The sequence below is a fragment of the Thioalkalivibrio sp. ALE23 genome (assembly GCF_000378545.1).
GTDB lineage: Bacteria > Pseudomonadota > Gammaproteobacteria > Ectothiorhodospirales > Ectothiorhodospiraceae > Thioalkalivibrio.
Window position 1 is genome coordinate 1 of record NZ_KB900044.1, and the last position, 13,605, is coordinate 13,605.

At 64.7% G+C, this 13,605-nt stretch carries 15 protein-coding genes; all 15 read right to left on the reverse strand.

The features are described 5' to 3' along the window. Nucleotides 1-87: 87 nt before the first annotated feature. Entirely contained in the window at nt 88-654 is a 567-nt protein-coding gene (bamD, locus tag F573_RS14355) for an outer membrane protein assembly factor BamD (RefSeq protein ID WP_231384424.1), read from the reverse strand. Between the two features lie 56 nt (nt 655-710). Beyond that, on the reverse strand, nt 711-1,424 hold the full coding sequence (gene gspN, locus F573_RS0112970) for a type II secretion system protein N (protein ID WP_155986664.1): 714 nt from the start codon (nt 1,422-1,424) through the stop codon (nt 711-713). Nucleotides 1,425-1,471: 47 nt separating this feature from the next. Beyond that, nucleotides 1,472-1,969: a type II secretion system protein GspM gene (gene gspM / locus F573_RS0112975; protein WP_019022940.1), complete on the reverse strand. Its 498-nt coding sequence runs from the start codon at nt 1,967-1,969 to the stop codon at nt 1,472-1,474. Next, nucleotides 1,969-3,165, reverse strand: coding sequence for a type II secretion system protein GspL (gene gspL / locus F573_RS0112980; RefSeq protein WP_155986665.1), 1,197 nt, complete (start codon nt 3,163-3,165; stop codon nt 1,969-1,971). The genes gspM and gspL overlap by 1 nt, the downstream gene beginning before the upstream one ends. Beyond that, on the reverse strand, nt 3,153-3,965 hold the full coding sequence (locus F573_RS0112985; RefSeq protein WP_019022942.1) for a type II secretion system protein GspK: 813 nt from the start codon (nt 3,963-3,965) through the stop codon (nt 3,153-3,155). Before F573_RS0112985 ends, gspL begins: the two co-directional genes overlap by 13 nt. After that, nucleotides 3,962-4,579 (reverse strand): prepilin-type N-terminal cleavage/methylation domain-containing protein, encoded by a 618-nt coding sequence (locus tag F573_RS14645; protein WP_019022943.1) that lies wholly within the window; start codon nt 4,577-4,579, stop codon nt 3,962-3,964. Before F573_RS14645 ends, F573_RS0112985 begins: the two co-directional genes overlap by 4 nt. Next, the gene (gene gspI / locus F573_RS0112995; protein ID WP_019022944.1) at nt 4,566-4,937 is read right to left on the reverse strand and encodes a type II secretion system minor pseudopilin GspI; all 372 of its coding nucleotides are present in this window, start codon (nt 4,935-4,937) and stop codon (nt 4,566-4,568) included. The genes F573_RS14645 and gspI overlap by 14 nt, the downstream gene beginning before the upstream one ends. Before the next feature lie 2 nt (nt 4,938-4,939). Further along, nucleotides 4,940-5,440: a prepilin-type N-terminal cleavage/methylation domain-containing protein gene (locus F573_RS14650; RefSeq protein WP_019022945.1), complete on the reverse strand. Its 501-nt coding sequence runs from the start codon at nt 5,438-5,440 to the stop codon at nt 4,940-4,942. Nucleotides 5,441-5,442: 2 nt separating this feature from the next. After that, entirely contained in the window at nt 5,443-5,877 is a 435-nt protein-coding gene (gene gspG, locus F573_RS0113005) for a type II secretion system major pseudopilin GspG (RefSeq protein ID WP_019022946.1), read from the reverse strand. Between the two features lie 18 nt (nt 5,878-5,895). After that, a complete protein-coding gene (gspF, locus tag F573_RS0113010) occupies nt 5,896-7,107 on the reverse strand; it encodes a type II secretion system inner membrane protein GspF (RefSeq protein ID WP_019022947.1) in 1,212 nt (403 codons plus the stop codon). Nucleotides 7,108-7,112: 5 nt separating this feature from the next. Beyond that, nucleotides 7,113-8,615: a type II secretion system ATPase GspE gene (gspE, locus tag F573_RS0113015; RefSeq protein ID WP_019022948.1), complete on the reverse strand. Its 1,503-nt coding sequence runs from the start codon at nt 8,613-8,615 to the stop codon at nt 7,113-7,115. Next, the gene (gene gspD / locus F573_RS0113020; protein WP_019022949.1) at nt 8,608-10,488 is read right to left on the reverse strand and encodes a type II secretion system secretin GspD; all 1,881 of its coding nucleotides are present in this window, start codon (nt 10,486-10,488) and stop codon (nt 8,608-8,610) included. Before gspD ends, gspE begins: the two co-directional genes overlap by 8 nt. Before the next feature lie 35 nt (nt 10,489-10,523). Continuing rightward, entirely contained in the window at nt 10,524-11,402 is an 879-nt protein-coding gene (locus F573_RS0113025; protein WP_081619235.1) for a type II secretion system protein N, read from the reverse strand. Nucleotides 11,403-11,504: 102 nt separating this feature from the next. After that, nucleotides 11,505-12,020, reverse strand: a complete 516-nt coding sequence (locus F573_RS14370; RefSeq protein ID WP_019022951.1) for a hypothetical protein — start codon at nt 12,018-12,020, stop codon at nt 11,505-11,507. A 388-nt stretch (nt 12,021-12,408) separates the two neighbouring features. Then, nucleotides 12,409-13,605, reverse strand: a 1,197-nt coding sequence (locus F573_RS0113035; RefSeq protein WP_019022952.1) for a UvrD-helicase domain-containing protein, incomplete at its 5' end; no start/stop codon positions are given.

Here is a 13,605-nt window from a genome sequence, read left to right on the forward strand (position 1 = left end):
CGGACTCCATCGTTTCGGCCATTTTTCTTCCTTCTTTCGATTGGATGGAGTTTCAGACTATCGTTTTTTGATGGAGTCGCAATTTCTTCATCGATTCGATTCTTTCAGGTTTCTCGCGACGTCCGTATTCGCGTAATACTCCTTCACATATTCCCGGCGTTCGCGTGCTTCCGCCTCGTTCCCTGACTCGGCAACGGACTCGGCTTTTCGTAGCTCAAGACGGGCCAGTTCTTCACGCATTTCCACCAACCGTGGCGCCATGGATTCGGTGTAACGGGATCCCGGGTAGGTGTCCATGAAGTCCGCCATGGACCGGAACACATCCCGCCCGCTTTCGATTCGCTGCGCTGTTTCGACGTGACGGCCCCGGGTCCATTGCCCCAGATCGGCCATCACCTCGGTGTAACTGGCATAGTCCGCGTCCGCATGGTCCGCGTAGTGCGACTGAAACGCCCGGGAAAGATCCTGTGCGCGCCGGAATTCGCCTTCATCCAGGCATCGGTGGGCGCCCTGAAGATAGATCCCCGGATCCAGTGTTTCGGCTTCACTGTCCTGCGCGACCGAACGACAGTCGGTCACGGCCGGATCGCCGTCTTCGAATCCGCTCGCCCGATCTCCGCCATTGCCCGTGGTGGCGCACCCGGCCAGCAGCATCACCCCCAGCCCGGCGGCTGTCATCCGAGCCATCGGCCCCCGCATGACCGGGGCCCTCACCGCATCTGCATTGTTCCGTGCCATTCAAAGTCTCCGTCTTCGTTTTCCGTCTGCCCGGTCAGGTTGCGGATCCGCTCCGACCAATCGGCCGGGCCGCTCGCCGCCATCGCCCATTCCACCGGACCTGCCCCTGGTTGATCCTTCGCGCGGACCACACCCTGCGTCTGAACGGCCGCGTCGCCGGCCGAACGGATCCGGATCTCCAGATCCCGGTCCACCACCGCCAGCCTTGCCCGCTGTTCACCGGCCTCCATGGCGTTCGGCATCAGCAGGGACGCGTCCTTCCACCGGAGCTGGCCTTCCGCTTCCTGCCAGGCCTCCGGCCCGCCACTCAGGGTTACCCCCTCAAACATCACATGGCCGGTGGCCGGCAGTGGCCGAGAGAGCCACTGGCGCGCAAAGTCCAGCGTCAGGTTGCCATCCACACCCTCGACTCGCCATTTCTGACCGAGGCCGGCTTCCATCTGCCCTCGGGCCGTGATGTCCTCGCCTGTAATCCGGAGGTCCGCCCGTGCCTGCCTGTTCCAACCCAACACCGGACGCAGCTGCCAATGGACGTCCCCAACCGCTTCACCCTGCCAGGCCACGCCGGTCATCCGCCCGGACCAGACCCGGCCATGGACCTGCTCCACGGCGAGATCCGTCGGCCACCCGCCGACCTTCTCCGCCATCGTGACCGCGGTGGACGCCGGGAACAGGATCACCCCCATAATCGCGCCTCCCAGGACCGCGGCGCTTCCGTAAAGCCAAGCGGCCTTCACGTCTCCGGCTCCCTGAACTCGACCGTGGCATCGACATGACCGGCGGCTTCACCGCGCTGGAGGCGCATCCGTTCCCCGGCCATCGCCACGCCCCCGTCGAACCGTTCCAGCCAGTTCACCAGGGCTGCGTACTCCACCCCCTCGAAGCGGACCTCGACCGCGCCATTGGAGGGACGGGCTTCCCGGAAACCGTCCTCAATGCCAACATCGGCCACGGTCGTCTCCACCCGGGTCAGGACCTCGGCGGGACTGGCCGGCGGATTCGATTCGAGGCCTTCCCCGTCATCGTTCGCCGTCGCCTTCTGGATCACATCCGCCTGACGCTCCACCCAGTCGGCTTCCGCCTGCGTCTGCACCACCCGATCCTGCAGTTCCGCACGCTTTTCCAGGGTTGGCTCCACCACCCCGATCGCGAAGAGCACCGCCAGCGCGATCCCGCCGCCGACCGTCACTACGGCCTTCTGACGGTCATCCAGACGCTCCCATGCTTTCATCACTGTTCATCCTCCGTGATCCGCATCCGTGCATCGACGCCACGGGTTTCCCGGTGAGTGTCCGCGAGTCGAACGTGTCCCCTGATGCGCCCCTCCAACGCTTCTCGGGCTTCTTCAATCGGACCCACGGAATCGGCCTGGAGCGCGATGTCGTACCGCCCCCGTTCCATTTCCACGCTGCGAACCGTCAGTTCATCGCGCGCAAGCTCTTCCGCCATCGGCCCCAGCCATTGCGCGATCTCGGGCGTCCGCCCCCGGGCTTCACCCGCGGAATCGCCATCCGACGCCAGGGCTCGTTCCACCTGCACGATCGGGTTGACCATGCGGGTATCCGGCAGTGCCTGCGAGAACGCAGCTTCCAACCGCTGTTCTTCGGCCGCCAGCCGGTTTTCCAGATGCGCGTTTTCAAGATGCAGCCCGACCGTCGCGACGACCGCCGCCGCGGCGGCGAGACCGGCAGGAACCCGCCAGCGCCGCCAGCTCGCCGTTTCGGGGCCATCGTCCGCCAGCAGGTTCATCGTGCGTGCGTTGCGCATCATGTTCCGCCAGTCTTCCGGCGACGCGCATCCGGTCACCCAGGCCATCAGGGAGCCATCCCAGCCCGCGCACGCCTCGATCGGCTCCACCTGCCCCGCACGGCCGCGGGCCCAGTCCCGCAACTCCGCCGGCATCCGGCGCGGAACCCCGTCCGGCGAAAACAGGATGCCGCCGTTCTCGTGATCCAGCAGGGTGTCCTCGCGAAACCCCTGCAGCGGCAACATTTCCGGCACCAGCCGGGCCCGGGCGAGCCCGACATCCCGGCACCATTGCCGCCACTGCTCCAGTATTTCGACACTGGCGACCGCCGCGACCATTCCGCTGTTCGTGTCCGGCCCGGGCTCGATGGCAACGGATTCCAGTGGCTCGCTGATCCGTTCTTCGAGCTCGAAGGGCAGCGCCCGGATCCGGCGGGACCGGGGCGAGCGTGGGAACGGAACCGGGTACAGCACCGCCCGATGCCCCGGGGCGATCACGATCACCCGGGATTCGATACTGTCCCCGGGTTCCCAGGGCTCCCCTTCGGCGCTGGAAACGGCTTCCACCGTTCCATCCCGCCCGATCCGGGCCCAGCGAACCGGTGTGTCCGGGGTATATCCGTCGCGGTCCGGCAGTTCCACCAGCCACCACCGTTCACCCTGCATTCTCACCACTGACATCCTCCCTGTTGCCGGTGCAGGACCGTTCCCCGCTCCGCGTTTACCCGCGTACAGAAGGCGTAGAGCCGGTGCTCTGTCCGGACATGCGCCTCGACATCGAAATGCCGAATGCCTTCACCCGAGGCGTCGATCTCCAATTCGTGTTCCATTGCGCGACGGACCCCCTCCGGCGCGTCCTCCGTCACGACCATGCGATTGCCCGTCCCCGGACGGGCCACCACCCAGGGCTCCAGCGCGTCGTACACCGCAGGCGTCACACCCTCCACATCCAGAAGTTCCGAGGCATGGGTCAGGGGGCGTGCGCCACTGGAACGCGCGGGATCCATCGCACGGTATTCGGGCAATTCGGCTTCCTCGTCCATCCATTGCCGAATGGCCTCCCCCAGTCCCTGTGGTGCGGATACGCCGGATTCCGCGGCCATCTCCGTCACCAGGGACTCGAAAGCCTCCATCGATGGCTCTTCCCTACCCAGACTGTTCAGATTGAACCGGCAGTGCAGATTGTGAACCCGTGCCTGCACCGTCATCCCATCCATATCGAATTCCACCGGCTCCGTCCGGCATTCGTAGTCATCTTCCCAGGGCAGGTGGCGATAGGCGGCGCCGTGGCCGCCCAGCATCCCCAGGGCGATTTCTTCCGCCCCGCGGACGGTCTGCCAGGCGCGTTCGTGCTCCTCCATCAGTTCCATCCGCTGGATCTGGTAGTGATCACGCATCCCCATGGCGGCCGCGGCCAGCGTCGCCAGTGCCACCACCAGCAGCGCCGTCAACAGGGCTACGCCGTGCTCGCGCCGCTTCACTGCGAACCTCCCACCACCATCATCCGGCCCACTGAGCCCACCGGCTCCAGGGTCAGATTCAATTCGACCAGCGCCGGCAATCGGTTCAGGCTTCCTTCGCCCCCGTTCTCGCGATCGCCGCCCACATCCGCCGGACGTCGATGAGCCTGGATCCACCGGGCGTCGTCTTCCGGGGGCTCCAGGGCATCCACGAAGCGTCGCCGGTCGCCGCCGGCTTTCCGATCCGCGTCCACGGGTGCCCAGGTGATTCGCTCCACGCCTTCTTCCTCGGAAAAGCGCCAGGTCACGCCCTGCAGTGCGCGCCCGCCAGCCCCGCTCATTCGAACCCAGTACGCCTCCATTCCCTCGTCCGTACTGCGCACCTCCATGATCGGCCGGCGTTCGCCGCGAACATCCCGTGTGCGGACTTCCACGGCATGGCGCAGATCGCGCTCCAGCAGCGAAAACATCATCGAGATCGACCGGACCTGTTCCGCCCGCTCAGCCGTGCGCGCTTCCGCATCCAGCACCGTGCGCAGACCGCCGGTCGCCAGTGCGGCCACGACGGCAAAAACTGCCACGGCCACCAGCAGCTCCAGCAGCGTGAAGCCGCGTGTGCGATCACGGGGCGGCATGCGTGCTCCGGCTGACGATGGCCCGGTCCTCACCATCCCCTTCTTCCCGCACACGGACCTCGATGCGATCCACCTCCGGCAGAGGCCACCGGGATTCGGGCGCGACCGACTCGATGCGGGTTTCCGCCACCCAGCTGCGCCCGCCCATGTGGGAACGGTTGGTGGCTCCATCAACCGGCTCCTCGATGCCTGACTCGTAGCGCGCCACCTGGTTGGCAGCGACCCAGGCCGCGACCTCGCGCTTTTCCAGCGCGTGGACGTTGTGCGCGTGCGTCGACCCCGCATGAATGGCCGCGCCCAGCGCAATCGCCAGGACCGCCAGCGCAACCACCACCTCGATCAACGTGAAACCGCGCATGATCAGCCCCCGCGTTCCAGCCGAACGCCGCCATCATCATCACGACGAACCTGCCAGCCGGCATCGACGCCGCCGCGTTCAATCACGACACGGAACTCGGGCATCGCCCTGATACCGGGCACCAGCAGTCGATCACCGTCCCCGGTGCGCCGCGCGGCTTCTTCCCGGTCCGCAATCTCCAGCCGGAACTGGAGGTCGCGGCCGGGCCATTGACGCTCACCCAGCAGACCATCGTCGAGCGGCACCCACTCCACGGCCCGCCCTTCGTCGATCCATCGCCGATGCAGGAATCGGTAGCCTTCGGCCGCGGTTTCAAACGCCAGAGGTTCCCCCGTGAGTGCGGCCCGGTCCCGGGCGTGCTGAAGATCCATCACGATCCGGTCCCCGACCCGCTCGATGCGACGGTCTTCCACCGCGCCGGACGCCAGTACGACACCCCCGGCGGTGACTCCGATGATCACCATGACCACGAGCACTTCCAGCAGCGTGAACCCTTTTTGCACCTTCAGCCCTCGATGCTCCAGGATCCGATGATCTCGTCCTCACCCGCATGCCGATCCCCGGCAGGCCCGAAGGAGTAGACATCGATGTCTCCGTGTTCCCCGGGTTCGAGGTACTGGTACGGGTTCCCCCACGGGTCTTCCGGCAGCCGGTCCAGATAGCCGCCATCGGGGTACGAATCCGGCTCCGGTCCGGCGGTCGGCTTTTCCACCAGCGCCTCCAGCCCCTGATCCGTCGTCGGGTAGTGATGGTTATCGAGTCGGTACATATCCAGGGCGCTCAAGAGACTCCGGATATCCTGGTGAGCCTGCGTGATCCGGGCCTCCTCGGGACGATCCATCACCCGGGGCACCACGACCGAGGCCAGAATCCCGAGGATCACGACCACCACCATGACCTCAATCAGCGTGAAGCCGCCCTGCTTCCTCTTCCCATCCATGCGTTCTCTCATGCTTCGCTATCCCACCAGTTGGTTCATGTCGAAAATCGGCAACAGGATCGCCATCACGATCCCCATCACTACCAGTCCCATCGTGACGATCAGCAACGGCTCGAACAGACCCATGGCCGTGCTGATCCGCCTCTGGACTTCGCCTTCCTGCGTGCGTGCCGCACGCTCCAGCATCCGGTTCAACTGGCCGCTTCCCTCACCACTGCGGATCAGATGGATCACGATGGGCGGGAAGGCGCCGGTCTCCTGCAGTGAAGCGGCGATCCCCGCACCTTCCCGAATTCGCCCGGATGCCTTCTCGACGGACTCGCGCATCGGTCGGTTCTCGATGACCTCGGCCCCGGTCTTCAGGGCGTCCAGCAGCGGGACGCCGCTCTCGGTAAGGATGCCCAGGGTGCGAGTGAAACGCGCCGTATTCACCGCCTGAACCGTTCGGCCCACAACCGGCACGCTCAGCAGCCATCCATCGAATCGGGCGCGGAACCCGGGGCGTCGCCAGCTTCGCGCGAAGACCACCCCGGCGGCCGCCAACCCCGCAAGGACCCAGACCCCATAACCGCGCGCGCCGTCGCTCAAGGTGATCAGCGCGACCGTAATCCAGGGCAGCGTGTTGGCCGTGTCATCGAACACCGCCACCACCTCCGGGACCACGTACACCACCAGCCCCACGGTGACGGCGATCGCCACCAGCGTCAGGATGATCGGGTAAATCAGGGCCACCCCGATCTTCTGGCGCATCTCGTGCTGGGCCTCCAGATGATCCGCCAGCCGCGACAACACCCCGTCCAGCTGTCCGGCGTCCTCGCCGGCCGCAACCGTGGACCGATAGATTGACGGGAACACCCGAGGGAACTCCGCCAGGGCCGCCGACAACGGCTGCCCTTCCACCACACGGGTCCGCACGGCCCGTAGCACCTGCGAGACCGCCGGGTTCTCCGACTGCGTGGCGACGGTATCCAGCCACTCCGCAATCGGGATCCCCGCCTCCGCCAGCGTTGCCATCTGGCGGGTGGCCGAAGCCAGGTCCATGCGACTGATCCGACCGACCGCCCGGGTTCGACCGGAGCGCCCGGGCTTTTCCTCGATGGCGGCCACTTCCAGCGGCTTCAGCCCCTGCTCGCGCAAGGCGCCCCGGGCACCCCGGTCGTTCTCGCCCTCGATCACGCCCTTGCGGACCCGACCGTGGCCGTCCATGGCTTCATAGTGGTACGCCGGCATGACGGTCAGCCCTCGTGGGTCACCCGCAGCATCTCCTCGATGCTGGTTTCGCCCTTGAGCACCAGGCGCCGGGCATCATCGCGCAGGCTTCGGCTGTTCCGACGCGCCCGCTCGGTGAGGGTCTGTTCCGACGCGTTATCGTGGATCAGTGCGCGCAACTCCTCGTCCATCTCGACCAGCTCGTACACCCCGGAGCGCCCCCGGTACCCGGTGTCGTGGCAGGCCTCGCAGCCCACGGGGTGCCCGATCACCGGAGGATCCGACGGGTCGTACTCCAGCAGACGGGCTTCGCGTTCCGAGGCCGCTTCCATGCGCCGGCAATCCGGGCACAGAGTCCGCACCAGACGCTGCGCGAGAATCCCGTTCAGCGTGGACGACAGCAGGAACGGCTCCACCCCCATATCCCGCAGCCGCGTGATCGCGCCGACCGCAGTGTTCGTATGCAGGGTCGAGAAGACGAGGTGCCCCGTCAGGCTGGCCTGAACCGCGATCTGGACCGTCTCGAGATCCCGGATCTCCCCGACCATCACCACGTCCGGATCCTGCCGGAGGATCGCCCGCAACCCACGGGCGAAAGTCATGTCGATCCGGCTGTTGATCTGCGTCTGGCCGATCCCCTCCAGGTAGTATTCGATCGGATCTTCGACGGTCAGGATGTTGCGGCTGTCATCGTTCAGTCGGGACAGTGCCGCATACAGTGTCGTGGTCTTGCCGGAGCCAGTCGGCCCGGTCACCAGCATGATCCCGTGCGGCCGTGTGACGACCCGCTCCAGCGCATCGTGGGTGTCCTTATCCATCCCCAGATGCTCCAGATCCAGCCGCCCCGCCGTCTTGTCCAGCAGGCGCATTACGACCCGCTCCCCGTGCGCTCCGGGCAACGTGGATACGCGTACGTCGACCGGGCGCCCGGCGACCCGAAGGGAAATCCGTCCGTCCTGGGGCAACCGTTTCTCGGCAATGTCCAGGTCCGCCATGACCTTCACGCGGGAGACGATCAACGGCGTCAGCGAGGCGCTGGGCGCGTAGACCCGGCGCATCACCCCATCCACCCGCATCCGCACGACCAGCTCCCGCTCAAAGGGCTCGATATGGATGTCCGAGGCATTTTCCCGCACCGCTTCGGTCAGCAGGGCATTGATGAGCCGGATGATCGGGGCGTCGTCTTCGCTCTCCAGCAGATCCTGCGGCTGTTCGAGATCCGCCGCCACGCTCGACAGGTCGAGCCCGAAGGTGTCCTCGATCGACGCGCCCTCCCCCATGGCCTGCGTCGTCGTGCTTTGATGCTCTTCATGCAGCCGTTTCTCGAAAGCCTCTTCATCGACCTGCACGACGGCGACCGGCCGGCGCGACCGGCGCTTCACCTCCAGGATGCCTTCCGGGTCGGCAGTGGCCGTGGCCCATACCTGTTCCGCACCCTCCTCTGGATCGAACCCGACCGGAAGGACGCCCATCCGCCGGGCATAGGCGAACCCGAAACGCACGGCTTCACCCTGAAGTGCCTCAGTCATCCCGTTTCTCCCGAACCTGGTCGAAGCTGGGCGGTAGTTCGGTCAGGCCATCCTGTTCGTCCATGACAGGAATATCGCGCCCCGTGGCCGCCTGCTGGCGCATCTGCTCGCCACGGATGTAGCTGTACTTCTCGCTGGACAGGGCTTCGCCGGTCGCACCGTCGCGCACGATTCGCGGGTAGATGAAAACCATCAGATTACGCTTCTCGGTCTCGGTCGACTGGTGCCGGAAAAGGCCGCCGACCCCCGGGAGGTTCCCGAGCCCCGGGACCTGATCTTCCGAGTCGGTCTGTTGCTCCTCGATCAATCCACCGAGCACCAGCATGGAACCGTCGTCCACGAGGACATGCGTATCGAGCGTGCGGGTGTTGGTTACCAGGTCCGCCGCCCCCTGAATCCCCGGGGCCAGCTGGGAGACCTCCTGCGACACGTCCAGGCGCACCGCGTCACCCTGGTTGATCTGCGGACGCACCCGAAGCTGTACGCCGATATCCTCGCGTTCGATGGTATCGAATGCCTGTCCGGATTCCTCGATGGTCCGCCCCATCACGAACGGGACGTTCTGCCCAACCACGATCTCCGCTTCCTCGTTGTCCAGGGTCAACAGGCTCGGCGTGGACAGGATGTTGCTGGACCGGTCCGCCTCCAGGGCTTCGATCAGCGCGGCCATGTGGGTGCTGCCGCTCGAACCGGCTCCACCGAAGGTCAGACCGTCCCCGAAACCCGGTGGCTGCGCCACCTCGCCCCCGAGGAAGGCATCCACGCCGGCCGCGAGATTCGCGAGCCCGCCGCTTTGTGCCCCGGTGAAGTTCAGCAGTCCCGCGGCGCTTTCGCCCCCGATCCCCCACTGCACCCCGAACTGACGCGCCTTGTCCGACGACACCTCAGCGATCACCGCCTCGACATGAACCTGTGCGCGCCGGATATCGAGGTCTTCGACCAGCGAATCCAGTTCATCCAGTCGATCCGACGGCCCGTAGGTGACGACGGTATTCGTTTCGGAGTGGGCACGGATGCGTACTTCTTCTTCGGAAAGCCCTTCTGCGTTCTGCCCCCGCCCTTCCAGGATCTCCTGCAGCAGTGTGGCAACACCCTCCGCATCCGAATACTGGAGGTAGTGCGTACGGGCGTTCCCCTGTTCTTCCTCGACATCCAGCTTGGCCGCCAGGCCTCGCAGATGCAGACGATCGCGCTTCGCGCCGCTGATGATCAGTGCGTTGCTGTTGCGATCCGGCACTACCGAGGCCTCCCGTCCTTCGGGCATCGGCCGGGTTTCGAGGGTGCGATTCAGCTGCTCCGCGAGCGAGACCGCACGCGCATGTTCGATCGCGATGACGTCAGTGTCCGTATCCAGAGGCTGATCGATCCGCTGAATCAGACGCTCGATCTTGCGGACGTTTTTCGCGGATCCGACCGCGACGAGCGTGTTCGATGTCTGGCTCCCCCTCAGCTCCCCCTCGCTCGGCAGCATGGGGCGCAGGGTCGCGAGCACGTCGGATACCGGCACGTACTCCAGTTCGATGATGTGGTGGACGTGTTCGCCGTCGGCGCCGGTTTCTTCCAGCCCCGCAATGGCTTCTGCCTGAACCTGGTTTTCGGGGACAATCCGGGTTGTGCTTTCTCCTTCGACCGCGGCGAACCCATGCACCGCCAGCACATCATGGAACAGCTCAACCAGCTGTCGTTCGCTGAGTCTTGTTCGGGAAATGACGTTGACTTCGCCTTCCACCTCCGGGTCGATAATGAAATTCCGGCCGGTTTCCTCGGATACCAGATCGATCACGTCCCGAATCTCGGCATCCCGGAGGTTGACCTGAATGCCGTCGTCGTCTCCCCAGGCCGGCGCCACAAAACCGATGGATGCGGCTGCCACTATGCCCCGGATTGCCCTCCATTGCTGCTTGCTGTTCATTGCCCTTCGATCTCGATTTTGATGTCCATTTCCCGCCCGCCACGATCCACGATCATCGGGATCATGTCGGCGTTTTCGATCGCGTCCGTCAGTTCGTTCGGGTTCGCGACGTTCTTCAGCTCTCGCCCGGCTACGGCCCGGATGATGTCGTCTTCCTCAAGACCTGCCTGAGCCGCCGGGTGTCCTTCCGGTACGCCCCCGATTCGGATGCCTTCCAGGCCACCGTTTTTCAGAATCGGCTCGGGCGCCAGGTCTTCCATGAGGGTTTCCGGTCGCTCGCGCCACCGCGAAACGGTCTCGCGGGATACCGACGCATCACGCAGTCCCGCTTTGCCACCGGATGGATCCGGCCGCTGACGGGCTTCGAGCATTGCTTCTTCGTCGAGGGAGATTCTTTCCAGCTGGCCGTCGCGCTGGATCACGATATGGTCGGCGTGGACTCCGTGAATCCGGATCTTCTCGCTGTTGCGCAGGGTGTCGCCCGGGCGCACCACTTCGGTTTTCTGTGCGTCGCCCGTACGCACCAACGCAACGCCATCACCGCCGGATCGATCGGATACGCCGGTCAGCTCAATGTTGATTCGGGATTCGGGGAGCATTTCCGGGGCACTGGATTCCGCCTCCGGGGATCGGCCGAACAGGGGGTGTTCGCCCGCTATACTGAATCCTCTCGGTGAAGATTCCGATGGTGACGATCGGTCCCGCTCCCCCAAATGAGAAGTCTCCGGGAGATCGACGCCGGATTGTTGTGCAACCGGATCGAACGCGTGCGGTACGAGGAGTACCCACGCGGCATACGTTGCCGCTGCCCCCAGGAACAGGGACAGAGCCGCATTGATCGCCGTCCTGTACTTGTCTCGATGGAATCCGTCCATCCCCTATCTCCTATAGGTCCTCCCTACGTGGAGGATGCCCCGGATGATAGCGATCACCCGGGGCCCAATGAAAGCGCCCCGTGGATGCGGGGCGCTTTCGGGTCAGCCGGCCGGGGTGTAGACCCCGCGCGAAGGCGATTCCAGTCGGCCCTGGCGCTTCAGGTAGCTCAGGGTCTGGGAGAGATGCGGCGTATCTTCGTGGCCGCTGCCCTGCAGCTTCTCGCGGATCTGCGAGACCGTGTACTCCTCACCCGGCTGCAGCTCGTTCATGATCGCCGTGGAGATCCCCCGCGGGCCCTGCTTGCGAGTGCCGCTGGCGGCCTTGCTCTTCGCAGCCTTCTTTCGAATCCCCAGGACCTCTTCCTGGTCCGCCAGACGCTTTTCCAGGCTGGAAAGCTCGTCTTGCTGCTCTTTCTCCAGCGCCCGCATCTGTTTCCGTTGCTCCTTCGCCAGCTCTTTCTGCTGCCGCTTGTGCTCTTTCTTCAGATCACGGATCGCCTGGCGGGTCTCGTCGATCTTGTCCTGCGCTTCCCTGCGCTTCTGCTCCATCTCCTGCTCCTGTTTCTTCTGTGCGTATTGGAACAACTCTTCCGAGCTCAGTTCTTCAACGTGCGTCATCTCATTTCCTCTTTCGAATTCGGGTCAAGGTTGACGGTCTTCAATCCCCGCTCTTCGGGGTCAACCCAACCTGTGGGTTTTGACCGATCCCTCCGTGGTTCGTTTTATATTAACCTGTTTTTTTTGCAGGTCCAAACAAAACAATGTTTATCGGTGTCTGAAACGCACGGGAGGAGAGGCCTCGAACCCGAAGCCTACCGGGGTGGGGTTACGGCGGACATCAAGCGCGAAGCCCCTCCCCCGTCCGTTCCATCCATGACACGGACAGGGAGAAGTTTCGCGCGATGCCTCTCGGATTCGACTTTTTCGGCTGCATCCTGCGCCACTTCCTGTCCCTGGGCTGCGGCATCACTGTACCACGCGCTTTCTTTGATTTCCCACGCGAAGCTCAGGCCGCCTTTTCTTCCCCCACGCCCCGCGCCCAGTTCCACAGGCTGACCAGATCCCGGTTTAGCCGCACTTCCCGGCGCCCGCGCGTAATCGCCATATACAGCAACCTCAGCTCTTCTTCCGATGGCAGCGCATGGTCCCGCTCGTCGGGCAGCCACCCGAAGATCCGGGGTACCCGGAGGGCGCTTTCCTCGCCAATCCCCTTGGCTCTCGGCTCGTACATGGTCCGCACGAAATCGTTGCCGATCACCACCCGATCGAACTCCCGGCCTTTCGCACGGTGAGCCGTCGTCAGGATGATGTCCGCCTGATTGGGATCGCTGCACTCGGCGTCACGGAGATGGGACAGAAGCTGGGGGATATGGTCGCCATAGCGCATCACGATCCGGATCCGCGAGAGCAGATCGTTGTCGCCCGCGGCGCTCGCGTATTCCTGAGCCTCGTCCAGATCCCGGAACCGCCGGATCATCGGGTCCCGGATTTCTCGTTTCTCGCCGGAATACAGGCGATATACGTCCATGATCGTGTTCAGGCCATAACTCTTGAGGCCGCCGACCCAGTGCTGGCGCGGTGCGTTCTCGAGCAGATACGCGGCGGCCTGAAACAGCCCGCCATTGGTGCGGTAGAGCAGGCACGCCGGCTGGCTATCATGGAGAAAATCCCCGCCGGTCCGGATGTCCGTCCGTTCCCCCAGCCCGCTCAGGAGGTATTCCGAGTTCAGGAAATCCCCGAGGATCAGGTTGGCGACCTCCGCCAGCTCCGGGCCGAACCGGAAACTGCCGGTCAGCGCCAGGGTTTCAGCCCCCTCCATGGACTGCATCACGTCCATTGCACCCCGGAATCCGTAGATCGACTGGTGCGTGTCTCCAACCGCCACCTTCTGGATGCCCTGCTGGCTTCGGAATACATCGAAAAGAGCGGGGTTCGTATCTTGTGCCTCGTCCAGATCGATTTCGTCGAACATGCCGCCGAACTGCGGCCCGGACAACTGAAAGAGCTTCAGGTAGCCGTCGTGTGGCATCGGCATCCGGTCATCCCGAACATCCTTCATGCGTTCCCACAGGTGGGTCGCGTGCGGGACGATCATGTCCACGGGGAACCCCAGGCCCTTGCGCGTTGTTTCCGGCACATGCTGCGGCCCGATCTCCCGGTCGCTTGACGCCATGTACTGCTGGACGGTCTCCAGAAGGATGCG